This window comes from Paraburkholderia kururiensis (genome assembly GCF_034424375.1).
Classification (GTDB): domain Bacteria; phylum Pseudomonadota; class Gammaproteobacteria; order Burkholderiales; family Burkholderiaceae; genus Paraburkholderia; species Paraburkholderia kururiensis_A.
Window position 1 is genome coordinate 1284450 of record NZ_CP139965.1, and the last position, 23677, is coordinate 1308126.

Sequence of the window (23677 nt, forward strand, 5' to 3'; positions counted from 1 at the left end):
AATCTCCTTCGATCACGCAGTTTCGAAATGGCGCGACGGATCGTAGATCGCGTCGGGCAGGGTGATGCCGAACGCCTGCAGCCGTTCGGTGAATTTGGGCCGCACGCCGGTGGCGCAGAAATAGCCGCGCACGTTGCCGTTCGCGTCGAGCCCCGTGCGCTTGAACGTGAAGATTTCCTGCATGTTGATCATGTCGCCTTCCATGCCGGTGATTTCCTGAATGCTCACGATCTTGCGGCGTCCGTCGGTCAAGCGTGCGGCCTGCACGACCACGGAGATGGCCGAGGCAATCTGCTGGCGCATCGTCTTCGGCGGCAGCCCGAGGCCCACGAGCCCGATCATGTTCTCGAGGCGCGTCAGCGCATCGCGCGGCGTGTTCGCGTGGATGGTGGCGAGCGACCCTTCGTGGCCCGTATTCATCGCGTTGAGCATGTCGAGCGCTTCGGCGCCGCGCACTTCGCCAAGGATGATGCGGTCCGGGCGCATGCGCAGTGCGTTGCGCACCAGCGTGCGCTGCGTGATTTCTCCCTTGCCCTCGATGTTGGGCGGACGCGTTTCGAGGCGCAGCACGTGCTGCTGGCGCAGTTGCAGTTCGGCCGCATCTTCGATCGTCACGATACGTTCGGATTCCGGAATAAATCCAGAGAGGATATTGAGCAGCGTGGTCTTGCCGCTACCCGTGCCGCCCGAGACGAGGATGTTGACCTTCGCGCGCGCGAGCGCTTCGAGCACGTCGGCAATGGGCGGCGTGAGGCTTTGCAGCCGCACGAGGTCGGACACCTGCAGCGGGTTCACCGAAAAACGCCGAATGGAAAGCAGCGGACCATCCACCGCGGAAGGCGGAATGATGGCGTTGACGCGCGATCCGTCGGGCAGGCGCGCATCCACCATCGGGCTCGATTCGTCGATGCGCCGGCCCACGCGCGAGACGATCTTCTCGATCACCTTCATGAGGTGCGCGTCGTCGTAGAACGTGACGTCCGTGAGTTCCAGGCGGCCGTTGCGCTCGACGTAAGTGTGCTGATACGTGTTCACGAGGATGTCCGAAATGCTCGGGTCGCGCAGCAGCGTTTCGAGCGGGCCGAAACCGAACATCTCGTCGTACACATCGATGGCGAGCTGCTTGCGCTCCAGGTCGTTGGTGGGCAGCTTCTGTTCATCCAGAATGCGGCTCACCAGCGTGGCGATTTCCTGGCGCACCTGCTCTGACGGCAGACGCGAGAGCCGCTCGAGTTCCACGCGTTCGAGTACGGCGAGATGAATCTCGCGGCGCAGCTTCTGCCACGCTTCGCGCGCGGCGGCATTGTGGGGACGCGGCGCGTCGGCCAACCCTGCGACGGGCGCCACACGCTGAAGCGAAATATGGTCACGCAATGACATGGCGGTCTCCTCGATTCGGGCTTACATGGTTCTGAGTTTCGGTGTGGCCTTCGGCGGTACGCCGGTCGTCGCCTTGGGCGCCGCACCGCGCCCGAGCAGGCGCGCAAAGAGCGGTTCGCCTCGCGCGGCCGCCTGGTTGCCGGGCCGCGCGGTCTCGACGATCTGGCTTGCGTAACGTTGCAGGCTGCGCGCCACGCTGCTGTTGCGCGCGAGTTTCGAGACGGGCAAACCCTGGTTGATGGCCTCGGTCACCACGCTCTCGTCTTCGGGAATGGCTTGCCACGCGCGCAGACCCAGCACTTCTTCCAGTGCCGCGCGGGCCCGCTCGCCCGAACGCGCGTAGCGATTGAGGATCAGCCGCATGCGGTCCACGGGGTAGCCGAGCGAGACGAGAATTTCCTGCAGACGGCGCGCAGCCCGTACGTGCGGCATGTTCGCGTGCAGCACGAGATGGATCTGTTCGCTGAGGTCGAGCGCGATCATGGAAAGGCGATTGATGGCCACGCCCAGATCGAGAATCACGAAGTCGTAGCGCGGCGCGGCCACGCCGAGAATCCATTCGAGCCCGTCTTCGCGGATCTCCGCCGATTTGACCGGGTCGCCCGCGCCTGCGAGCACATGGAAGTTGTCGGAAAGACGCAGCACGCTCGCGTCGAAGAACGCGCCGTCCATGCGCTCCACCTGCGCGCACATCTGCGGCAGTGTGGAAGGCGGCGTTTCGTCGGTAACGAGAAACGCGGCGTCGCCGAACTGCTGGTTGAGGTCGACGAGCAGCACGCGCTTGTCGCGCATCTGCGCGATTTCCCACGCGACGTTGCCTGCAATGAGGCTCGTACCCGTGCCGCCTTTGCACGAAATGAACGAGAGGAACTGCGTGTCGTGCGTGTCGCCCGCATTGCGTGCAGGGCGCTGGGCCGCGGCACGTTCCAGCGCTTCGGCAAGCGTCTGCCGTTCCAGCGGCCACCCCAGCACGTCGCGCACGCCGGCGCGCATGGCCTCGATCAACGTCTGCGGCGACGCGTCGGCCGTGATCAGAATGCAGGTGAGGCCCGGATGCTCGCGGCAAAGGCGCTCGATCACCGCGAGTTCCGCGGCTTGCAGTGTGCCCGCGTCGACGAGCAGCGCGTCGAATGCGTCGAGTCCCTCGGCCCGGCCTTCCAGCTGCGACGGCTTGCCGGATGCGCGCGTGATGCGGTACGAGCCGCAGTCGCCGGCGAGCCGTGCGATCTGCGCAAGACGCGCGGCGTCTTCGGAGGTAACGAGGATGTTCATCATGATGGTGGACCTCGCCGGTGGCGTTGGTAGCGTTGAAGGCATTTATTGACAGACGGTGCCGCCCGTTGCACTCGCAAGACTCTCGCGCGGCAGCGTCGTGGTGAGCGGCGGCATGGAGAGCGTCAACGGAACGAACGGAATCATGGTTTGCACGCTGAGATTGGTCACGCTCACGGTGACCATCGTGCAGCTGTTGCGCGCCGTGGACGGGTCGGAGTCGCAGCCGGACGGTACATAGGCAACGTTGACTTTCGAGCTGGCGAGCAGCGGCAGCAGCGACTGGATGCGCGTCTTCACGACGGTGGCATCCGCGTCGCACACCACGGCCGTGCGCGCGCCGAGCCGCACCGCTTCGCTCGCCGTGTTCCAGTAGAACAGCACACGGCCGAATTCGCAGATGCCGATGAGCAGCGTGAAGAGAATCGCGCAGACCAGCGCGAACTCGACGCTCGTGGCACCGCGCTGCTTCGCGCGACGCGTGGCGGAACGCGTGATGGAAAGGGCGAGCGTTTTCATGACACCTGCCTCATGACCGTGACGATGTTGCTGAACGTGATGGGCGGCAACGTGAAGAAGGCAGGCGTGGGCTGGTACGGGTAGCCCTTGATCTTCACTTCCACGAGGTTGATGCTGCCCGACAGATACGACGGGTTCGCCGTGCCGTTGTTCGTGTCGTAAGTCGGCACGTTCGCGAATTGCGCGGGGTCCGACGCATCGCTGCAACTCGCGGTGTGAGCGCTGTCGCAGATCACCACCATCGAGGTCGTGAGGCCAGGTGCCAGTTCCGTGCCCTGCGAGCCGCACGTCGTGCTGCCGTACACCACGAGGCACTGCGCCTGCGCAACCGGGTAGGCCGGGTCGGTGGGCAGATAGGTGGACAGGTAGCGTGCCGCGTCGCGCGTCGCCTTGGTGAGCGCCTCGTACTGATAGATGGCGCGGCCGAATTCGGCAATGCCCGTCACGATGATGAGGAGCGGAATCAGCACGAGCGCGAACTCGACCGTGGCGACGCCGCGCATGCGGCGCCGGCTGGAAAGACGATGAGCGGAGCGGTTCATGGTTGCCTCTACTGGAGTAACACCGGAACCTGCGGGCCTACGGAGCTGCCGCTGCCCGGCACGCCATGCGTGGCACACGGGCTGCCGGCGGCGGAAGACGAGCCGCGGTATTCGAGATGCACCGGGCCCGCGCTGCCGCCCGACTGCATGGGGTCGAGCATGAGTACGCAGTCCCAGGAGGTAACGGCGGCGCTGTGGCCCGAGAGGAGTTGCGTGCAGTCCACCTCGGGCGCGAGCGCAAGGCGGCGGTCGGCGCCCGCGGAGTAGCTGGTCTGCGCGTACGAACCGCTCGTGCTCAATTGCGCCGCGGAATCGCCTTGATACGGCGTGAAGCTTTGCCGCTTGCTCACGAAGTCGCTGTACGCGTTGCCCGTGGTGGCGTTCCAGTTCGTGGACGTATAGGCGTAGCCCGTGAAGTCGGGCGTGCCGCCGCTCTGCGAATAGGGGTTCGCGTAGATGCCGAAGCGCGTGTTGTACGCCGCCGAGTCGGCCACCTTGTTGCCGGGCGAGCCGAGGCTCGTGCCCGTTGCGGGCAGCGAGCAGTAGTTGCCCGTGAGTTCGCTCTTGATTGACGACGCGCTGTTGCTGCCGTCGAGCGCGGCCCAGCCGAAGTCGCCGGAGCCGTAAGTGGGCGGCGCACCGGCCTTGGCCGTGAGCCATTGCCCGATGGTGTAGGCGGAAGGGCTCGACGGCCCCGCGGTGCCCGGCTTGCAGATGAACACCGGAATGGCGCAGGTGGTTTGCGCCGCGCCCACGGTCGCCACCGCCATCGCGGAGACCGACGACGCGTTCGCTACCGTCGAGCCGGGCAGCATGTTGAGCGTCTGGATGAACCAGTTGGCGATGCCCGTGAGCTGCGTGGTGCACTTCACGTACTTGATGTTGGCAGGCGCTGCCACGGAGCTCTTCGGCATGAACGCGTTGTTCAGCGAGTCGCTGAAGGTCACGTTGCTGTCGGTGGAAAGCTGCACGGCGTTCTGCTGGAACAGCGCGAAGTTGAGATGGCCGGCCGTGATGCCGGCTGCTTCGGACACCGACAGATTGATGGCCCCCGTGAGGTCACGGGCCGCGGCGAGTGCACATGCGTCCGCGCTATTCTGCAGCTCGCTGCGCACCACGTACAGCTTGCCGAGATCGAGCGCGAGGCCGAGAAAGCCGATCAGCACGGCGATGGCCAGCGCGACGACGATGGCCACCGCTCCGCGCTCCTTGCGATGCGCGGCACGCCGCGCGCTCATTGAAGATCTCCGACGCATGACAGTCTCCCGCACACGTTGACGTTACTGGCCCGCGCCGCCGCCCGAACCGCTACCCACGCCGATCACGAACGCGTTGGGCGAAGGCGTGGGCGCCTCGAAGCTCTTCTGATAGACGTCCACGGCCGAGACGGCCGCCCGGCCGTCCATGTCGTGCGAGGCCTGGGCGTGTTCGGCTGCATGCGGGTCGATGATCTGGGCTTGCGTGACGGCGCGTACCGCCTGGCCGAAGTGCGCGTCCCAGATCGGCGTGCTGGTCATGCAGCCGCCCAGCGTGAGGAGGGCGGCTCCGGCGGCCACGGCCGCCGTGGTGCGAGACGCGAGAGCGAAGAATGCAAGTTTCATGACGTTCCCCTTGAACAGTGCATGCATCAGTGGTCGGCCGACTGGCCCGGCGTGCCGGCTTCGCGTGTGGCGATGCGTGCGGCTTCGTTTTCGATGCGCGAGACCTGGGCTTCGGTGCTGGCATCGGGCGGGGCAGCGGGCGCCGTTGCAGCGGGCGCGCTTGCATCGGGCGCCGCTTGTTGCCCGCTTGCCTGCGTGCCCGCCTGCGTGCTGGCCTGGGCGCCTGCTGCCGTGTCGTTGCGCGAGACCGGGCCCGGCGTCGTATCGCCTGCGTTGCCGGGTTGCGGCTGCGGCGGCGTGTTCGGCGCTGCCGGCATGCCGTGCAGCTTGCGGGCGCCGCCGCGGCCTTCCATCACGCCGGTGGCGTAGACGTCGGCCTCGTTGGGCTTGTTGAAGCTATCCGTGGGCAGCGGCACGTTGCTCGTTTGCAGCGGCTTCACGAGGTGCGGCGTGATGATGAACACGAGCTCCGTGCGGTCCTGCTGGAAGGCCGTGCTGCGGAACAGTGCGCCCAGCACCGGCACTTCGCCTACACCGGGCAGCGCCTTCAACGTGCCGGACACGTTGTCCTTGATGAGCCCGCCAATCGCGAAAGTTTCGCCGTCGCCCATCTGCACCGTGGTGGACGCGCGCCGCGTGGTGATGAGCGGCAGGATCGAAACGCCCGAGACATTGGTGGCCGAAAGCGTCACACCCGTGGAAGATAGTTCGGATACCTCAGGAGCCACCTTCAGGTTGATGCGGCCGCTCGACAGCACAGTAGGCGTGAATTTGAGCGCCACGCCGAATTCCTCGGCCTGCAGCGTGATGGTGGTGGCGCCTGTGCTGCTGCTCTGCGGCACCGGAATGAAGATCTTGCCGCCCGCCAGGAACGTGGCTTCCTGGCCGCTGATGGTGACGAGATTCGGCTCCGCGAGAATCTTCACGGGCTGGTCGGTGTTCTGCGCGTCGAGCGCCACGCGGAACGGCCGGTTGTTCGCCTTGTTCGCCACGAAGGCGCTGGAAACGCCTGCGAGCAGATCGCTCACCACGGCGCCCGTCCACGAACCGAAGCCGCCCTGAATGTTGAGTGCGGAGCCCATCTGGTTCATGAGCGTCTTCGATACTTCGGCCACCTTGACTTCTAGCATCACCTGCTGAGGCGAGTCGATAGTCATCATGTTGATGACTTCGGACGGCTTGCTCGTGCTCGACATCTGCTGGCTCGCTGTGAACGAACCGTTGCCCGCGCTGGACGTGGCCGACTGCGATTGCTGCGTGGGCTGCGCGCCGGCGAACGCCTGCGCGATGTGCATGGCCTGCTGCGCAGCCGCGGCGCTCGATACACGCCCCGCGAGCACCAGGTTGCCGGCAGCCGTTGCCACACGAATGTTGGGCTCTTCGGGCATCAGCTGCGCGAGCGACTGCTGCAGACCCGAGGGATCGATATTGACCACCACGTTGATCATCTGGCACGCACCACTCTTGCCCTGCACGATCATGTTAGTGGTCCCAACCGACATACCGACCACATAGAGCGTGCGCGGCGAAACCAGCGTGGCCTGCACGACGCCAGGATTGCCTAGCGTGCGATTGCGCGTGGGTTCGGCGAGCGGCACGAGCGTGGACTTGCCGACCGGCACCACCACGTTGGACTCCTCGTGCATGGTGCCCGTGCAGTTCGGTCCGCGCAGCGGGGCGGCTTCGGCAGCGGCGGCCGCGGCGACTGCGCCCGCCGGCATGGCAGCCATGCTGACCAGCATCGGCACCGCGCCGCGTGCGGCGGGCAGCGGTGCCGCGGCCATCTTCGAAGGCAGGGCGGCTTCCTGCGCGACGCCGGCCTGGGCCGTGAGCAGTGCGGCGAAGAGTGCCGCGGCGAGCGCCGTGCCGCGAATCACGCAGGCTTGCGTGCGGCGCCCCGATTCAAATACGCGTGTGGTGTCCATTGACGTGATCCCCCGTGTGCCCGGCGACTTGCGCCGGGATTCGACTTCATTGAGTTCGTTCGCTGCTTTGTTTGACGGCGGCGTCTGGTCGTTCGCTGCCGTCGCTGTTGCTTGCAAGTGCGCTAGAAACATTCCACGCTGCCGGCAACGCCGGAGAGCACGCCCACGCAATCGCGCTTCACCGGCGCATGGGCGACGTAGCGCACGCGGGCCGGATGCACGGGTGCTGCGACCGGCGCCGACGCCGGCGCGGCGGGCGCTGCGCCGAGCAGCGTGATCTTCGTGGCGCCCTTCGTGTCCAGCGTCTGACGGTCCACCTGATTGCGCAGCACGAGCGAGAGCGTGCCCACGCTGCGAGCAAGGTCCAGCTTCTCCGCCTGGTCCGGCGTGACTTCGAGCGTTACTGCGTTGACCACCTTCGGCTGCGTGTCGTCGCGGCTCACCTGCTGTGCGACGGCGAGCACGAGAATCTTTTCGAGCACGATCTTCGAAATGCTCTGCTGCGAATCGGGCTTGCCCGGCTCCTGCGTGTTCACGATCACGTCGACGTAATTGCCCGGCAGCGCGAAGCCCGCCACGCCCACCACGTCGTTCACGCGAACCGTGATGGCGCGCCGTCCCGCGCCGATCACCGCGGAGAGACCGCCCTTCGTGCCGATGGGCGCGAGTTTCGATTCGAGCACCGGCTCGCCGCGCTCGAGGCTCGTGCGAACCACGCGGCCTTCCAGCGACTTCGCGTCGGTGAACGCGCCAGGGGGCACACTGGCGCTGGGCCAGTTCACGACGCGAATCTGGTTCGCGCCGAGCGGCTCGCCCAGATTGACTTCGGCAGTGGCCACGGCCACGGGCGTCACGGCGCTGGACGAGCTCTGCACGAGCCAGCGTGACGCGAACAGGACGGCGGCCAGACCCGCCAGGACTGCGACGGCAAGCATCGCAAGGGCACGACTGTTTTTCATGGCAAGACTCCTCGACAGATCAGGGTTAGATGCGGATCAGCCCGACGCCAGCTTGCGGGCGGCGCGTTCTTCGTCGCTCGGATGGATGCCGTCGTGGTCAGGAAGTACACCGAAGTAACTGCACCACGCGTCGCGCAGCGCGGGCTGCGTGGCGACCTTCGGTTCGCCGCGGTAATACGCGGCAGCGGCGACAAGGCGCAGCAGATCGTTCGGATAGCACGCAAGAAACGGCTTGCCGGACGGAATGTGCAGGCGATGCACCAGGTACGCGAATGCGTCTTCCGGGGCCTCGACGCCGAGCGCCGCGCAGCAGGACTGGAACACGGCGCGGTAGTCTTCGATGGCGAGCGGGCCGACGTAGATCTTCGAACCCAGCCGGCGCAGGAACGCTTCGTCTTCGAGTTCGGCGGGTTCCAGGTTGCTCGAGAACACGGGCCACACATCGAAGGGCACGGAAAAACGCGAGCCGTTCTGCAGCGTGAACAGATCGAAGTTGCGGTCGAGCGGCATGAGCCAGCGGTTGAGCAGATCGCGCGGCTCGATGCGCTGGCGGCCCAGGTCGTCCACGATGTAGATACCCATGTTGGCCTTCATGTGCGGCGGCGCCTGATAAAAGCCGGTGGACGCGTCGCGGCGCAGGTCGAGCATGTCGAGCGTGAGTTCGCCGCCCGAGATCACGAGAGGGCGGCGGCACATGCGCCAGCGGCGGTCGCCGGGCTGCGCGAGCGCTTCGCCTGCGGCGTCTTCGTGCACGAGCGGGTCGTACAGCTGCACGATTTCGCCGCCGGCGTAGATGGCGTACGGGACCGGCACGTCGCCGTGCAGCAGGCGGCCCAGCCGTTCGGCGAGGAACGTCTTGCCGCTGCCCGCCGGCCCGTACAGCAGCAGCGGACGGCCCGCGTTGAGCGATGCCGCCGCGGCGTCGAGCACCGTCGGATCGATCGCGATGTTCTGAAACGCGGCCTGTACGTCGTTGCGCACGATCCGCAGCGAGCGAACCGAATGGTTCGCAATGCTATCGATATAGTGTTCCAGCGTGACCGGCGCCGGGCCGAAATAGCTGCAGCGGGCGAGTTCGTCGTGCGCCGCGGCGCGGCCGGCATCCGTGAGGCGCAGGTGAACGTCCACGTCGCTTGCGCCGCGATGGCTGATTTCGGCGAGACGTTCGCGCACCAGGTGGGCCAGTACGTCGTCGAGCACGCTGATGGGCAGGCGATGCCGTTCGGCGAGATCGGCGAAGCACGACTTGCCGTGCACGTGCGTGGACTTCAGCACGAGCGCCGCAACGAAGGTGGCGGGCAGGCCGGTGTCGGCCAGCGTGCGGGGCGCGCGCAGGGCGGGCGCCGTGTCGCCTGCCGTGCGACTGTCGGCGGCGGGCATGCTGCCTCGCGCGCCGTCGCGCATGGAGGCTGCTGCGCCTCTCGCTTCGTATCCGATGTTGTCCGTTTCCATCGCGTCCCCCCTGCGTGCCTGTTCTGTTTCTGCCTGATTGAATCGGTCGTGCTGTTGTGTTCGTGCTCGTGTGCTTCGCTATGCGGCCGTTGCGAACAACATTCCGAGCGTTCCTGCTGCAATCGCGACGCCGTAGGGCATCGTGCCTACCGATCCCGGCAGCTGCCGGGGTCCTGTGGCGCCGTCTTGCGCCGCTTGCGACGTGTTGCGCGCAATGGCGCGCAGATTGCCGACGAGTTGCCGTGCGCGGCCGCGATACACGACAAGCGCAACGGATCCGATGCCACCCGCCATGAACGCTGCGAGCGCGATATGAAATGCGAGTGCGGGGCCCACCCAGGCGCCGACAGTCATCATCAGCTTGACGTCGCCTGCGGCCATGCCGCGCAACAGATAGAAGGGCAGCAGCAGCGCGAAGCCGGTTGCGGCCCCCGTGAGCCAGAGCAGCGCACCGGCCGCTGCACCGTGAATCGAGCACTGAACGAGGAACGCCACTGCGAGGCCTGTCGCCACGACCTCGTTCGGAATGCGCCGGGCCGTGATGTCGGTGCTGGCCGCAACGATCACGAGCAACGCCACGCACAGCGGAATCGGCTGGGCGGGCAGAGGCGGCAGAGGCAGGTACATGGCGTTCTCCGTAGCGCTTTCGTGACGGGCGTTGATCAGAGATCCGAAGCAACGCTGTTGAAGACCGACTGCAGATCGGTGCCGATCGTCGTGATCGCACCAATGATCACGATGGCGATCAGCGCGCCGATCAACGCGTATTCAATGGAGGTCACGCCTTCGTCGGCGGATGCGAAGCGCGCAGCAAGGCCGCGGCTCACAAGCAGCGCGAGGCGCGAACGCTTCCGGCCTGCGGTGCGGGACGCTGCGTGCGTCCTGTTGATCGAGCGTTCCATGACGGTTCTCTCCTGGTCTACGGGTTCACATCCACTCACGGCGAAAGAGACGACGACCACGTGATGTCGAGGACGATTCGCGAGGAAGATCCGCCAGGGAGGCCCGCGAATCGTCCGTCGACATGCACCTCAGGTCGCCGCCGTCAGGTCGGTGCCGATCGAGTTGAACACGCTCTTCAGGTCGGTACCGACCGTCGAGACGGCGCCCATGATCACGACGGCGATCAGCGCTGCGATCAGGCCGTATTCGATGGCGGTAACGCCGTCTTCGTCGCGAACGATCTGCTTGACGAGGTTGATGATCTTCAACATGGCTTTCTCCTTTTGGATAACTAAATAAACACCATTGAGCTCAATGGCTTGCGGGTTGGAACGACTGGTACTACAGGGTTACTGCGGGTTACAGCGGTACGGCGAAAGAAGCGACGCCGGTCATGCGGCGCTCAGACTGTCCGCAAGGGCATAGGTGCACGCATGCACATGCCTTTGCGGGCGGTCTGGGCCACCGTCATGGTTTGACTGGCAAGCGGGTGCGAAACCACCAGCCGCCCGCGACGCCCAAGAGCGGTCGCGGGCATGTGGCGCGGCAGTTCGCGCAAGGAAGGAAAGGAAGCAGCGGGACGCCGATGGGCGGTCTCGCTGCGGTGGCGGCTGGAAAGCCTCGTCATGACATGCTTGTTCATTTTCTTCATCCCCCGACTTGCAATTGTTTATGGTGTCCGGCCGGCACCGGCACCTTGCTGCAAGACTACGACTACCCACCATCGCTTCACGCGGGAGATTGCCTTCCTATTGGCAGGCTCCGCATGAACGAATGTCCCCGAGGGCGACGCCTTTGCGATTCCATGTTGTATGTCTGTTGAACTGCTGAATCGCGGGTCGTCACGTCGTCGACTTGCGCGACGAACCTATTGCAAACAGTGGGCCAGATTTCCCAAAAACCAGGAATGACGGGGCTGTTCAGACGTGCGACGGAAAAGTCGAGTGGCGGGGGCGTTACAAAAGGTAACGATTCTGAAAAATGGTGCGCTGCGGGTACGCGCCCATATCGACCGGAAAGCCTTGCCGGGCAAGGCACAAAAAATATGCCAGGGACTTTCCCTGAGACTGCGAGAACGCACCGCGCAGATAGCTATCTGGTTTTGCAAAGCGCGAACCGAACGGAATTGTTTCAAGGTTGCAACGCGGGTCGGATAAGCGGCCCTCGATGCCATAAAACACCTCAATTTCGAGCCTTTTCTGGTCAGAAGAAACCCGATTGTGGAAACCCCGCAGGCTTGCAAGCCGCCCGATTTTTTTCTAACAATGGAGTACCGCGACTCGTGTGCGAAACATCAAGGCGCGGAGATACGTAGTAATCCATAGCGAAATACGAGCGCACACAGTGCCACGTGAAGCCACGTAAAAGCACGCACTATCACGGAGCAAAACGCAGCGCCATGTCTTTATGTGCGGCAACGCACATGGCAACACAAAAGTGACACGCAGCCTGCACGCCAGGCAAAAAAAAGAGCGCACGGCCTGTCTGCATTAAGGACGTGAAATGCGAAACGCCGGTGTGACCGACCGGCCGTCTAACGAAGCATGCGGGGAATCATGGACGTCGCGAATCGGGGAGCGCGAAACGGCGAGAGCCGTTATGACGGAAGCGGGTGGTTGAACCGCGAGCGTGTGGTGTTGTACGGGGGCGCAACCCTCGCGCTCGCCGTCATTTTGCTCGCGGCGTGGGCGTACGTCAGCGGCGGCTTCATGCATGAAGACGGGCCGCGTCCCGGCATCGACTACACCGTGTTCTGGACGGCGTCCTGGCTGATGCTGCACGGGGACCCGGGCTCGGTCTATCACTATCCGTCGTTTGCGCACGCGCAGACCGCATTGCTGGGCGGCTACGTGAATCACGGTTTCCTGCCGTGGCTCTATCCGCCCACGCTCCTCATGCTCGTCACGCCCGTTGCGCTGTTGCCGTATGCGGCGTCCTTCCTTCTGTTCACCGTATTGGGCTGCGCTGCCTTCGTTGCGGCGGTGCTGGAGGTGTCGTCGTTCAAGGTTCATCTGGGGCGCAAGGGGCTCGCCGCGCTCGTCGTGCTCGCGTTTCCGGGCGTGCTCGTCGCGGCCATGCTCGGGCAGAACTCGCTGGTTACCGCAGCGCTTGCGGCCTATGCACTGGGCGCGATGACGCGTTACCCGGTGCGAGCCGGTGTGTGTATGGGCCTGCTGGCCATCAAGCCGCAGATGGCCGTGCTGTTTCCGCTCGTGCTCATTGCCGTGCGTGACTGGCGCGTATTCGCGAGCGCCGCGATGACCGCATTCGCGCTGATGGCGGCAAGTGTGATGGTGTGCGGCACAGCCTCGATACCCGCATTCGCTGCGGGCACCGCCATCGCGCGCGAACTGGTGCTCGAGCATCGCGTCATGTATTGGAGTGCTTCGCCTTCGGCCTTCGCTGCGATGCGCCTTGCAGGGCTTTCTCTGCCGGTATCGTACGGTGTACAGATATTCGTCGCGCTGATCGCCATCGCTGCCACATTGCGTGTCTGGACGAAGACGAGCGACATGCGCGTGCGCGCAGCTGCGCTCGCCGTTGCCACGCTGCTGGTTACGCCCTACGTGTGGCACTACGAACTCGCATGGCTTGGCATCGCCGTCTTCTGCCTTGCGGCCTGTGGCTTCCAAAAGGGCTGGCTGCGTGGCGAGCAGACGGTGCTCGCGCTCTGCTGGCTCTTGCCGGTCTACGAGAGCGCCAACCGGATGCTCAAGTTTCCGCAGATCGGTCCCGTGGTGCTGCTGCTCATGCTGCTCATGACGATGCGGCGTGCGCGGCTCGAGTCGGGTGCGAGGTAATGCCATGAAGCCGCTCGCACGCCACGCGCTGTCGCCTGCCTGGAACCGGCCGCTTGTCGAACTGCCCGTAGCGGGACCGCGGCGCCGTCCGCACTGGCTGGGCCTGCGGCGCGTGCGTATCTACGCGGCTGCGGTGCTCGCGTGCCAACTGCTGTTCGCGGGCATTTATCTGTACCGCCTGTATGTGCTGCGTCATCCTGGCTTGAGCCCGCTGGCACTGGACTTTTTGCCCACCTGGAGCGCGTCGTGGCTCGCCTTGCATGGGCACGGCTGCGAAGCGTGGCAACTGGACCGGCTCGCGGTAATCGAGCAGGGCGTCGTGCCTTCGTTGCGCGAAACCGGTGGCCAATTGCCCTGGCTGTACCCGCCTTTTGCGCTGCTACTCATGCAGCCGGTCGCACTGTTGCCCTATCCCGTAGCGGCCGTGGTGTGGAGCGTCGGCACCGGGTTGTGTTTCGTTGCTGCCATCCGAGCCATCGTGCCGCGCGGCGATGCCGTCTTTCTCGTGGCCGCGTTCCCCGCTGCCCTGCTGGCTGCGGCAATGGGGCAGAGCAGCCTGCTCACCGCGGCACTTGCGGCGACCGGTTTGACGTTGTTGCGCCGGCGCCCGGTTGTGGCGGGCATCTGTTTCGGAATGCTATTCATCAAACCGCATCTGGCGTTGTTGTTTCCACTGGCGCTTTTATGCAGCCGCGCATGGCGCGCGCTCGCCGCGTTGCTCGCTACCGTCGGCACGCTGTTCGTGCTGGGCGTGATCGCGTTCGGCGCGGACGCGCTGTCGTCGTTCGTGGCCAACGTCGGCATGATGGCCCGCTACGTGCAAAACGGGCCGGCACCGTTCGCCCGCATGCCGACGTTCTTCGCGATGGCGAAGCTGCTGCATTCGCCGTCTGCAATCGCCTATGCCGCGCAAGGCGCCTCGGCATTGCTCGCCGCGAGCATCGTGGTGCTCGCGTGGACGCGCGAATCGGCCTATGGATTACGGGCCGCCGCGCTCGTCGGCGCCAGCTTGCTCGTGAGCCCCTATCTCTACGATTACGACCTCACCTGGTACGCCGTATTCGCGGCGTGGCTCGCACGGCATGCGCTCGCGCACGGATGGCGAGCCGGCGAGCGTGAGTGTCTTGCCGCGCTTTGGCTGATGCCGCTCGCGGGCTTGCTGGTGGTGAGCCGCGCGCCGTTGCAGTTCGTGCCGCTCGTCACGCTCGCGGCCTGGGGTTTAGTCGTGGCCAGGATGCAGCGCGAACGGCGCGAGTCGCCATGCCTGCCTGTTACGGACGATGCCGGGCTGCGAAGGCGACGCTGGCCTTGAAGCATGGAGCGGGACGGACGATAACGATTGAAACGTGTCGGGCGCGTGAAGCGCAGAGCGTAACAACAAGCAACGCATCACGGATAACGAAGCGTCCGGAAAGAACAGCGTCGCCGCACGAAAAAGCGCGGCGACACCACACGCAGGAAAAGTCATACGGGGAGCAGCATCATGTCGAACCATAACGAGATACCGCTCGTTTCGCTGGTGGTTCCGTTCTACAACGAGGGCGAAGCGGTAGAGAAGTTCTTTGCGGGCGTCGTGCCGGTGCTCGAAGACATAGAAGGCATCCGCTTCGAGATTGTCTGCATCAACGACGGCAGCCAGGATGGCACGCTCCATCAGCTCGTGGCCGCCGGCGCGCGCGACGCTCGTGTGCGCGTGATCGACCTCACGCGCAACTTCGGCAAGGAGGCTGCGCTCACGGCAGGCCTTGACGAAGCGAACGGCGACGCCGTCATTCCCATCGACGCCGATCTGCAGGACCCGCCGGGCCTGATTCCCGTGATGATCGCGCACTGGCGCGAGGGCGCCGAGGTGGTGGTGGCCAAACGCAGCAATCGCGCCTGCGATTCGTTTGCGAAGCGCACCGCGGCGGGCCTCTACTACCGCGTGCACAACCTGCTTTCCGAAGTGAAGCTGCCGGAAAACGTGGGCGACTACCGGCTCATGGATCGCCAGGTGGTCAACGCGCTGCGCAGCCTGCCCGAGCGGCGGCGCTTCATGAAAGGGCTGTTCGCGTGGGTCGGCTATCGCACGGTGGTCGTGGAGTACGAGCGTGAGGCGCGCTGCGCGGGGCATTCGAAATTCTCGGGCTGGCGGCTCTGGAACTTCGCGCTGGAAGGCATCACGAGTTTCAGCACGGTGCCGCTGCGCACGTGGACTTACGTGGGCCTCGTCATCGCGCTGCTCGCGTTCGTGTATGGCGGCTTCATCATCGGGCGCACGTTGGTGTTCGGCAATCCCGTGCCGGGCTATGCCTCGGTCATTTCGGTGCTCTTGTTCATGGGCGGTATCGAATTGATCGGCATCGGCGTGGTGGGCGAGTACATCGGGCGCATCTATTACGAGTCGAAGGAACGCCCGGTGTATCTGATTCGCCGCCGTTATCAGACGCACACCAAGGTCACGCCGCTGCCGGTGGGACGTGTGAACCGTTCAGGACGCAGCGACCTGCGTGCCGCTCAGGCATGGCGTCCCGACTTCGCCCGTCGTCGCGCCGGTGTGCGTACGCGTGCCGCTGGCCATTAAAGAGAGGAGACCGACATGTCGCCCGAAGCCTATCTCGAGATGGCCGAAACCGAGGCCGAACACTGGTGGTTCAAGGGGCGTCGCGACGTGTTGCGCGTGCTGCTCGATGGTCTGTGCCTGCCGGAAGCGGCGCGCGTGCTCGAAGTGGGATCGGGCACGGGCGGCAATCTCGCGCTGCTCGAACAGTTCGGCCATGTGAGCGGCCTCGAGATGGACGAGACCGCGCGCCGGCTCACGGACCGCAAGACCGGCGGCCGCTTCGACATTCGCGCGGGCCGCTGCCCCGACGACGTTCCCTTCAACGGCCAGCAGTTCGATCTGATCTGCTTCTTCGACTGTCTCGAACACATACCCGACGACGTAGGTTCGCTCGCGCAGATGCGCACGTTGCTCGCACCCGGCGGCGTGATAGTGGTGACGGTGCCCGCGTATCAATGGCTCTGGAGTGCGCACGACGTGTTTCTGCATCACTGCCGGCGCTACAGCCGTCGCGCGCTCGAGCGCTGCGCGCGTGCCGCGGGATGCAAGGTGCAACACGTGACCTACTTCAACACGCTGCTGTTCCCGCTAGCAGTGGCGGCGCGTTGGGCCGACCGGCTGTTGCGCCGCGAACGTTCGACAGGCGATGCCGTTCCGGTGCCGCCCGTGAACGCGCTGCTCTATCGGGCCATGCACGCGGAGAGCCGCTGGCTCGCGCGGCATACGTTGCCCTTCGGCGTCTCGCTGCTCGCCGTACTGACCGCCGACGAAGGAGCCTGACATCGTGGCGTGGACTTCGCGCGACATCGTGAAGCTGCTGCGTTTCGGTGTGTCCGGCGTCATGGCCACCGCCGTGCATGCGGCAGTGGCCATGAGCCTGATCGTGCAGACAGAGGCACCACCCATGCTCGCGAACGCGCTCGCGTTCCTCAGTGCGACCGGCGTGTCCTATCTCATGAACACGCTATGGAGTTTCTCCGCGCCGGTTCACGTGCGTAACGCGTCGCGCTTCGCGGTGGTCTCGACGCTGGGGCTCGGGCTCACCGCGCTGGTGTCGGGCGGCGTGCAATTCGCGGGCGGTGTGCCGTGGTCCGGCATCGCGGCAGTGGCCTGCGTGGTGCCGCCGGCCACCTTCCTCGCTCATCGCGCGTGGACGTACCGCTGATGCGTGCGCGTCAATACGTGAACACCTGCGGGTAGTGGTCCGACGCACCCGCCAGTTGGGTCTGCTGCTGATACGCGAAGCCGAAGGCATTCGTCACCGCGTAGTCCAGAATGCCGCCGCTCTGCTGCGTCGCGCGGTTGCCGCGCACGATGTTGCCCACGGGCGGTGCCACGAAACCCGGCACGGTCGGGTCCGCGTTGAAATCGCCCACGCAGGCCCACGTGCCGCCAATCGCGTTGATCTGTGCGAGCTGCGTGTTGTTCCACGCGCAGGTTTGCTGAAGCGTGGTGGTGAGGCCGTCCACGGGCGGGCTGTGAATCGAGTAGACGGAGATGACGTTGCCGTTCCACGGGTCGCGCACGGTGATCCACGGCATGGCGCGCGGGTTCGCGGGCGCGAAGCCATGCACGGGCGCCGGCGGCAGGATGCCGTAGTTGTTGATGCCGATGTTGCTCAGCACCGCAAGGCCGCCCTGGGCCCACACGTTTTCCCAGTACACGCATTGCATGAAGCCGTAGCCGAGGCGTAAGTTGCCCGTGTAGCCGATGATCGCGCCCATGCCGTTGAGGATGGGCGCGCGCCCTTGCAGATGCTCCGCAAGGTTGCCGCATTCCTGCAGACACAGCACGTGGGCGCCCGTCTGCTGCACCACCTGATTGATGTACGGCGTGTTGACGCCGCCCTGCATGTTCCATGTCGCCACAATCATGTCGTCTCTCCTTTGGACAGCGGTTCAATGCACGCCACCGTGCGAAGCCGGTCGGCAATGCGTATGAACGTGCGAGGCGCGTGCTTGTGAATGCGCCGCTGCGTGCGGCGCGAACGAACTGCGCGGGCAGGAGAGAGCCGGGCGATGCAAAAACGCGACCCCGGCAGGCCGCGGCGATGGCCGCGCGCTGCCGGGGTCGCGCAAGGGAAGTCAAACGTGAGCTATGCCTAACGCCTGACGAGGCCCATGATCAACGTCACAATGAAGATGACCAGGAAAATGAAGAACAGCAGTTTGGCAATACTTGCCGCTCCCGCTGCAATTCCGCCGAAGCCGAACGCGGCGGCAATGATGGCAATGATGAAAAAGACCAGAGCGTAGTAGAGCATGAGTGACCTCCTTATGGTTTCCTCTTCCGCGGCCGGTGCACGGACGGTTCCGAGATGGAGCAAGCGCTGTGCCGCAGGCGCCCCACGGCGGAAATGCCCCAGTAGTCCGTAATAAATGCCGAATGGCGAAATGACGGGGAAATATTCGCTTTTTCGGGCCTTATGAAGCGAGGAGATAGCGGGCATAATGCCAATGGTGCACTGCGATTAATGAGGGTCGTAATCGCGATGTCCCTTTGCTGAAACCCAGGCGGCCCGCACGAGGGCCGAGATTCGATCTGCGCGGCGGTTCACGCATCCTCCTGCATGAACGGCCTGCCGTACCGGCGCGTCCTACTCGTCAGGCACGTCAGACGCGCGCAGTGCACACGTCGTGGACACATCGGGGGCGAGTAAAAATGCCCTTGCGCGTGCCACACTTCCGCTCGTCTCTTCTCCTCCCGGGTTCGGCGCTCATGTTCGACATGCGGCCCCTATCTGGAATCGATTGATGAAACCCGCACGCAATTCGCTGTGGTCCCGCATTGGCCGGAACGTCATGCTGGCCGTCGCCGCAACGGCAATCGTCGCCACCGGCGCGTTCGCATACTGGCGGCACGAGCATCATGGCGCGACCACGCAGGCCGCGCTGACCGGCATCGCCAGTCAGATGCGCAGCGACGCATCGGCATGGACACACCGCGAGAAAGATGCCTCGGCCATGCTGACCGACATTCGCGAACAGCACGTGGACGCCATCGGCGTGGCGCGTAACGCCATTCTGGTTTCCACCACGACGGGCGAGCGGTATTTCGTTGTGGACCACAACGGCGCGTTTTCGAACGCGCTGCTGCTGGGTGAAGTGAAGGATGGCACGCACGCGCCGTATCAACTCGTGTGGCTGCCGGACGCCGACGTTCGCACCGGCGCCGCGCGCTGGACCAGCGTGTTCGACCGCACGCGCGACCTGTTGAGTCTCTTCCTGCCGCTCGTGATAATCGGCGGGCTCGCGTGGTTCATGCGCCGCGAAATGCGCGGCGGCGCGCAACTGCTCGAACGTTCGCCCGCGCTGCGCTTCAACGACGTGATCGGCGCAGGCGAAGCCAAGGCGGCGCTCGCCGACGTGCAGGCCTATCTCGCGGCGCCCTCGCAGTTCACGAGCATGGGCGTGCGCGCACCGTGCGGCGTGTTGATGACGGGCGGCCCCGGCGTGGGCAAGACGCGTCTCGCGCAGGCGCTCGCAGGCGAATGCGGCGCGAACTTCATCTCGATCACGGGCAGCTATTTCAGCGCGAAATACTACGGCGTGGGCATCCAGAAGGTTCGGCATCTGTTCGAGCTGGCACGCAAGAACGCGCCCACGGTCATCTTCATCGACGAAGCCGACGGCCTCGGCAAGCGCACCGATGCGGGCGGCGGGTCGGTGGAAGCAGAGAGCAATCGCATCATCAATCAACTGCTTGCGGAGATGGACGGCTTCGCCTCCAACGAAGGCGTGATCGTGGTGGCCGCGACCAACCATCCCGACAATCTCGACGAAGCGCTGCGCCGCCCGGGCCGTTTCGATCGCACGGTGAACGTGCGCTTGCCCGACCTCGAAGACCGCGCGCAGATTCTGCGCTTTTACGCGACGAAGCTGAAAACGAAGCTCGACCGCATCGACTTCTATCAACTCGCGCGGCTCACCACGGGGCTGTCGCCCGCTACGCTTTCGATGATCGTGAACCAGGCCGGGCTGCTCGCACGCAAGGCCGGCGACCACGAAGTGATGTCCGCGCATTTCATCGAGGCCATCAAGATCGCGCGCATTGGCGACGTGAACGGCTCGGAGCGCGCGCTTTCCGAAGAGGAGCGCATGCGCATCGCCGTGCACGAAGCAGGGCATGGGCTCGTGGCCGCGCTGCTCGGCACCGGCGTGCTCGAAGAAGTGACGATCCTGCCGCGCGGCGGCGCGCTCGGCGTGGCGCTCATCACGAAAACGCAGGACAAGCACCTGTACCGCGAAACGGAGATGCGCAACGAGATCCAGGTGCTGCTGGGCGGCCGTAACGCCGAGCTGCTGGTGTTCGGCGAGGCATCGAGCGGCGCGGCGCAGGACTTGCAGGAGGCCTCGCGCATCGGGCTCGACATGGTGTCGAAGTTCGGCTTCAACGCGGACGGCAACCTGTTCAGCCTCGCGGCGCTCCCGCAGCAGGTGGCGGGCTTGCAGCTCAAAGAGGCCATCGGTCACGCGAATCAGCTGCTCGCCGAATTGAACGATGCCTGCCATGCGTTGCTGCACGCCAATGAACCGGTGTTGCGCGAGATTGCCGACCGGCTGCTCGAAGTGGAGACGGTGCCGGGCGAGACGGTGTACCGGCTCATTCAGGAACATGCCGCCACGGGCAACGGCGCCGTGCGGCTCGCTCAGGAAGCCGCTGCGGCATAAGAAGCGGCGCTGCCACAGCGCCTGCGAACAACGATTAAGCCGCATCCAAGGACTTTTAAGCCTCGGTGAACTACCGTTCGACTTGCCGTTCAACGACTGTTCACTCGAGGAGAAGCGCAATGAAGAAGTTCTGGATGACGCTTGCCGCAGCTGCGGTGGCCACGACGGGCATCGCTGCCCACGCCGATGAAACGGGCTACGCGCCGCCTGTGGAGAACCACGCCGCGCATCCGTCCAGCGCCGCCGTGGCGCGCAAGGCGATGCGCAAGGCCGACCGCAAGCTCTCGAGTGCCGTGCGCAAGGCGATCGTGAAGGGCGGAAACGTCGATACGGCGCACCTCACGGTGCTCGCGCGCGACGGCAAGGTCACGCTCACGGGCACGGTGCCCGAAGAAGGGCAGATCGCGCTTGCGACGCAGCGCGCGCAAGGCGTCAGCGGCGTGACCGACGTAACGAGCCGGCTTACCGTGGGCTCGCCTGGTCATTGAGGCCGGCTGGCTTGCAGGACCCAAGCGAATCTGGAACCTGCAAGCCGGCGCAGCGCCTCGCGCCTGAAGTGCAGCAGACGGCGAGCCCGAAAAGCGTGGAACGGCGTACGCACCGTTCCGCACCGCCGTTCAGGTCTCTTACGCCTTCCTTTCTTCTGCTCTTGCGGCCATCGCCGCGATCACGCCTTCGGCATACGCCGCATCGGCCTGGCGGAAATGCTCGATCTGGCGGTCCACGATCTCCTTCGGCACACCGTCGATGGCTGCGGCGATGTTCGCGAACAGGCGCTCACGCTGGCCCGCATCGAACAGACGGAACAGCGCGCCCGGCTGGCTGTAGTAATCGCCGTCCTCGCGATGGTCGTAGCGGTCCACGGTGCCTGCGGCGAGCGGCGGCTCTTCCGCGTTGCGGTCCTGCGTGAAGTCGCCGAAGCGGTTCGGCTCGTAGTTCACGGTGCCGCCCAGGTTGCCGTCGGTACGCATTGCGCCGTCGCGGTGGAACGCGTGGTGGAACGGACACTTCGGCGCATTCACCGGAATCTGGTGATGGTTCACGCCCAGCCGGTAGCGCTGCGTGTCGCCGTACGAGAACAGCCGGCCCTGCAACAGCCGGTCCGGCGAGAAGCCGATGCCCGGCACCACGTTGGCCGGCGTGAACGCGGCCTGCTCCACGTCCGCGAAATAGTTCTGCGCGTTGCGGTTCAGTTCGATCACGCCCACGTCGATCAGCGGGTAGTCCTTGTGCGGCCACACCTTCGTGATGTCGAACGGGTTGTACGGCACCTTCGCTGCGTCGGCCTCAGGCATCACCTGGATGCGGAACGCCCAGCGCGGGAAGTTGCCCTGGTCGATGTTCTCGACAAGGTCGCGCTGCGCGCTTTCGCGGTCCGCAGCGATGACCTGCGCGGCTTCCTCGTTGGTGTAGTTCTCGATGCCGTTGAGCGACTTGAAGTGGAACTTCACCCAGAAGCGCTCGTTACTGGCGTTGATGAACGAGTACGTGTGCGAGCCGAAGCCGTGCATCTGGCGGTAGTTCTTCGGAATGCCGCGGTCGCTCATGAGAATGGTGACCTGATGCAGCGACTCGGGATGACGCGACCAGAAGTCCCACGCCGCGACGTTGTTGCGCAGGTTCGTGTACGGGTCGCGCTTCTGCGTGTGGATGAAGTCGGGAAACTTGAGCGGGTCGCGGATGAAGAACACGGGCGTGTTGTTGCCCACCACGTCCCAGTTGCCCTCGTCGGTATAGAACTTGATGGAGAAGCCGCGCACGTCGCGCTCGGCGTCGGCGGCGCCGCGCTCGCCGGCTACCGTCGAGAAGCGCATGAAGAGCGGCGTTTCCTTGCCGGGCTGCGCGAAGACTTTGGCCCTGGTGTACTGCGTGATGTCGTGCGTCACCTTCAAGGTGCCGAATGCGCCGGAGCCCTTGGCGTGCACGCGTCGTTCGGGGATGACCTCGCGGTCGAAGTGGGCGAGCTTTTCGAGCAGCCACACGTCCTGGAGCATGACCGGGCCACGCGGACCGGCGGTCATCGAGTTCTGGTTGTCGGCAACGGGCGCGCCGGCGGCCGAGGTGAGATGGGTGAGGGTCTTGGAAGTCATGGCCTTGGGTCGACGCGAGTTCGAAGAAACGGAGAGAAGCACGGGGCCCTGCGCCCCGTGCCGCTGATGCGCCGCGCGCGTTACGACTGCAGGAACGCGAGCAGGTCCGCGTTGACCTGATCCGCGTTCACCACGCACATGCCGTGCGATGCGCCCGCGTAGACCTTCAGCGTGGCGTTCTTCACGATCTTCGCGGAGAGGCGGCCGGCGTTGTCGATGGGCACGATCTGGTCGTCGTCGCCGTGCAGGATCAGCGTGGGCACGTCGATCTTCTTGAGGTCTTCCGTGTAGTCCACTTCCGAGAATTCGTGGATGCACTGGTACTGGCCATAAATGCTGCCCGCCATGCCCTGGATCACGAACGCGTCGATGGCGCCCTGCGAGACCTTCGCTTCCGGCCGGTTGAAGCCGAAGAACGGCGTGGCCAGATCGCGATAGAACTGCGGGCGGTTTTCGGCCACGCCCTTGCGGATACCGTCGAACACGTCGAGCGGCAGACCGTTGGGGTTCGCCTCGGTCTTGATCATGATGGGCGGCACGGCGCCGATCAGCACCGCCTTCGCCACACGCTTCGTGCCATGACGGCCGATGTAGTGCGCGACTTCGCCACCGCCCGTGGAGTGACCCACGAGCGTCGCTTCGTGCAGGTCGAGCGCGTCGAGCAGCGCGGCGAGGTCGTCGGCGTAAGTGTCCATGTCGTTGCCCTGGAACGGCTGGTCCGAACGGCCGTGGCCGCGGCGGTCGTGCGCGATCACGCGAAAGCCGTGCTGCACGAGGAACAACATTTGGGTATCCCAGGCATCGGCATTGAGCGGCCAGCCGTGCGAGAACACGACCGGGCGACCGGTGCCCCAGTCCTTGTAAAAAATCTGCGTACCGTCTTTCGTGATGATGGTGCTCATGTGCGTGCTCCTGTGAGCGATGACGGCCACGCGTTGCAGGAAGTGCTGCGGGCTGCCAAAGCGGTTGAAAAGAGGGTGAT

General features: G+C 65.1%; 23 protein-coding genes. 7 read left to right on the forward strand and 16 right to left on the reverse strand.

From position 1 onward, the window contains the following. Window positions 1-12: 12 nt before the first annotated feature. The 12 genes from U0042_RS05830 to U0042_RS05885 form a co-directional block, all read right to left on the reverse strand. Window positions 13-1380: a CpaF family protein gene (locus tag U0042_RS05830; protein WP_114815227.1), complete on the reverse strand. Its 1368-nt coding sequence runs from the start codon at window positions 1378-1380 to the stop codon at window positions 13-15. 21 nt (window positions 1381-1401) lie between these two features. After that, window positions 1402-2655 (reverse strand): AAA family ATPase, encoded by a 1254-nt coding sequence (locus tag U0042_RS05835; protein WP_114815228.1) that lies wholly within the window; start codon window positions 2653-2655, stop codon window positions 1402-1404. A gap of 42 nt (window positions 2656-2697) precedes the next feature. Next, window positions 2698-3171 (reverse strand): TadE/TadG family type IV pilus assembly protein, encoded by a 474-nt coding sequence (locus tag U0042_RS05840; protein ID WP_114815229.1) that lies wholly within the window; start codon window positions 3169-3171, stop codon window positions 2698-2700. Then, window positions 3168-3674, reverse strand: coding sequence for a TadE/TadG family type IV pilus assembly protein (locus tag U0042_RS05845; RefSeq protein WP_114815230.1), 507 nt, complete (start codon window positions 3672-3674; stop codon window positions 3168-3170). The genes U0042_RS05840 and U0042_RS05845 overlap by 4 nt, the downstream gene beginning before the upstream one ends. Window positions 3675-3721: 47 nt before the next feature. After that, on the reverse strand, window positions 3722-4969 hold the full coding sequence (locus U0042_RS05850) for a pilus assembly protein TadG-related protein (protein ID WP_419150494.1): 1248 nt from the start codon (window positions 4967-4969) through the stop codon (window positions 3722-3724). A gap of 24 nt (window positions 4970-4993) precedes the next feature. Continuing rightward, on the reverse strand, window positions 4994-5314 hold the full coding sequence (locus tag U0042_RS05855) for a hypothetical protein (RefSeq protein ID WP_232833630.1): 321 nt from the start codon (window positions 5312-5314) through the stop codon (window positions 4994-4996). A 26-nt stretch (window positions 5315-5340) separates the two neighbouring features. After that, window positions 5341-7239: a type II and III secretion system protein family protein gene (locus U0042_RS05860; protein WP_232833631.1), complete on the reverse strand. Its 1899-nt coding sequence runs from the start codon at window positions 7237-7239 to the stop codon at window positions 5341-5343. A gap of 122 nt (window positions 7240-7361) precedes the next feature. Then, window positions 7362-8198 (reverse strand): Flp pilus assembly protein CpaB, encoded by an 837-nt coding sequence (gene cpaB, locus U0042_RS05865; RefSeq protein WP_114815234.1) that lies wholly within the window; start codon window positions 8196-8198, stop codon window positions 7362-7364. A gap of 36 nt (window positions 8199-8234) precedes the next feature. Further along, window positions 8235-9578, reverse strand: coding sequence for an ATP-binding protein (locus U0042_RS05870; protein ID WP_232833633.1), 1344 nt, complete (start codon window positions 9576-9578; stop codon window positions 8235-8237). A gap of 150 nt (window positions 9579-9728) precedes the next feature. Further along, window positions 9729-10277 carry an A24 family peptidase gene (locus U0042_RS05875; RefSeq protein WP_114815236.1) on the reverse strand — a complete coding sequence of 183 codons (549 nt, stop codon included), beginning with the start codon at window positions 10275-10277 and terminating at the stop codon, window positions 9729-9731. Window positions 10278-10312: 35 nt separating this feature from the next. Beyond that, on the reverse strand, window positions 10313-10477 hold the full coding sequence (locus U0042_RS05880) for a Flp family type IVb pilin (RefSeq protein ID WP_232833634.1): 165 nt from the start codon (window positions 10475-10477) through the stop codon (window positions 10313-10315). Between the two features lie 204 nt (window positions 10478-10681). Beyond that, a complete protein-coding gene (locus tag U0042_RS05885) occupies window positions 10682-10864 on the reverse strand; it encodes a Flp family type IVb pilin (protein WP_114815238.1) in 183 nt (60 codons plus the stop codon). A gap of 1284 nt (window positions 10865-12148) precedes the next feature. Here U0042_RS05885 and U0042_RS05890 point away from each other — a divergent pair. From U0042_RS05890 to U0042_RS05910, 5 genes are all read left to right on the forward strand, one after another. Beyond that, window positions 12149-13393 (forward strand): glycosyltransferase family 87 protein, encoded by a 1245-nt coding sequence (locus U0042_RS05890; protein WP_198665441.1) that lies wholly within the window; start codon window positions 12149-12151, stop codon window positions 13391-13393. A gap of 4 nt (window positions 13394-13397) precedes the next feature. Continuing rightward, window positions 13398-14705 carry a glycosyltransferase family 87 protein gene (locus U0042_RS05895; protein WP_232833632.1) on the forward strand — a complete coding sequence of 436 codons (1308 nt, stop codon included), beginning with the start codon at window positions 13398-13400 and terminating at the stop codon, window positions 14703-14705. Window positions 14706-14876: 171 nt separating this feature from the next. Then, window positions 14877-15956 carry a glycosyltransferase gene (locus U0042_RS05900; RefSeq protein ID WP_114815240.1) on the forward strand — a complete coding sequence of 360 codons (1080 nt, stop codon included), beginning with the start codon at window positions 14877-14879 and terminating at the stop codon, window positions 15954-15956. A gap of 15 nt (window positions 15957-15971) precedes the next feature. Beyond that, window positions 15972-16715, forward strand: coding sequence for a class I SAM-dependent methyltransferase (locus U0042_RS05905; RefSeq protein WP_114815241.1), 744 nt, complete (start codon window positions 15972-15974; stop codon window positions 16713-16715). 4 nt (window positions 16716-16719) lie between these two features. Further along, the gene (locus U0042_RS05910) at window positions 16720-17100 is read left to right on the forward strand and encodes a GtrA family protein (protein WP_269814073.1); all 381 of its coding nucleotides are present in this window, start codon (window positions 16720-16722) and stop codon (window positions 17098-17100) included. A gap of 10 nt (window positions 17101-17110) precedes the next feature. Here U0042_RS05910 and U0042_RS05915 read toward each other — a convergent pair whose 3' ends face one another. After that, entirely contained in the window at window positions 17111-17809 is a 699-nt protein-coding gene (locus U0042_RS05915; RefSeq protein ID WP_114815243.1) for an endonuclease/exonuclease/phosphatase family protein, read from the reverse strand. A 227-nt stretch (window positions 17810-18036) separates the two neighbouring features. Further along, window positions 18037-18198, reverse strand: a complete 162-nt coding sequence (locus U0042_RS05920) for a DUF1328 family protein (protein WP_017775244.1) — start codon at window positions 18196-18198, stop codon at window positions 18037-18039. Window positions 18199-18688: 490 nt separating this feature from the next. Here U0042_RS05920 and U0042_RS05925 point away from each other — a divergent pair, with 490 nt between their 5' ends. Both U0042_RS05925 and U0042_RS05930 read left to right on the forward strand, forming a co-directional pair. Continuing rightward, a complete protein-coding gene (locus U0042_RS05925; RefSeq protein WP_114815244.1) occupies window positions 18689-20605 on the forward strand; it encodes an AAA family ATPase in 1917 nt (638 codons plus the stop codon). Window positions 20606-20724: 119 nt separating this feature from the next. Beyond that, window positions 20725-21093 (forward strand): BON domain-containing protein, encoded by a 369-nt coding sequence (locus U0042_RS05930; RefSeq protein ID WP_114815245.1) that lies wholly within the window; start codon window positions 20725-20727, stop codon window positions 21091-21093. A 138-nt stretch (window positions 21094-21231) separates the two neighbouring features. Here the strand turns inward: U0042_RS05930 and U0042_RS05935 are convergent, their stop codons facing one another. Then, entirely contained in the window at window positions 21232-22695 is a 1464-nt protein-coding gene (locus tag U0042_RS05935) for a catalase (RefSeq protein WP_327205038.1), read from the reverse strand. An 80-nt stretch (window positions 22696-22775) separates the two neighbouring features. Further along, complete coding sequence (locus U0042_RS05940) at window positions 22776-23597, reverse strand: alpha/beta fold hydrolase (RefSeq protein WP_114811640.1); 822 nt, start codon at window positions 23595-23597, stop codon at window positions 22776-22778. Window positions 23598-23677: the final 80 nt, after the last annotated feature.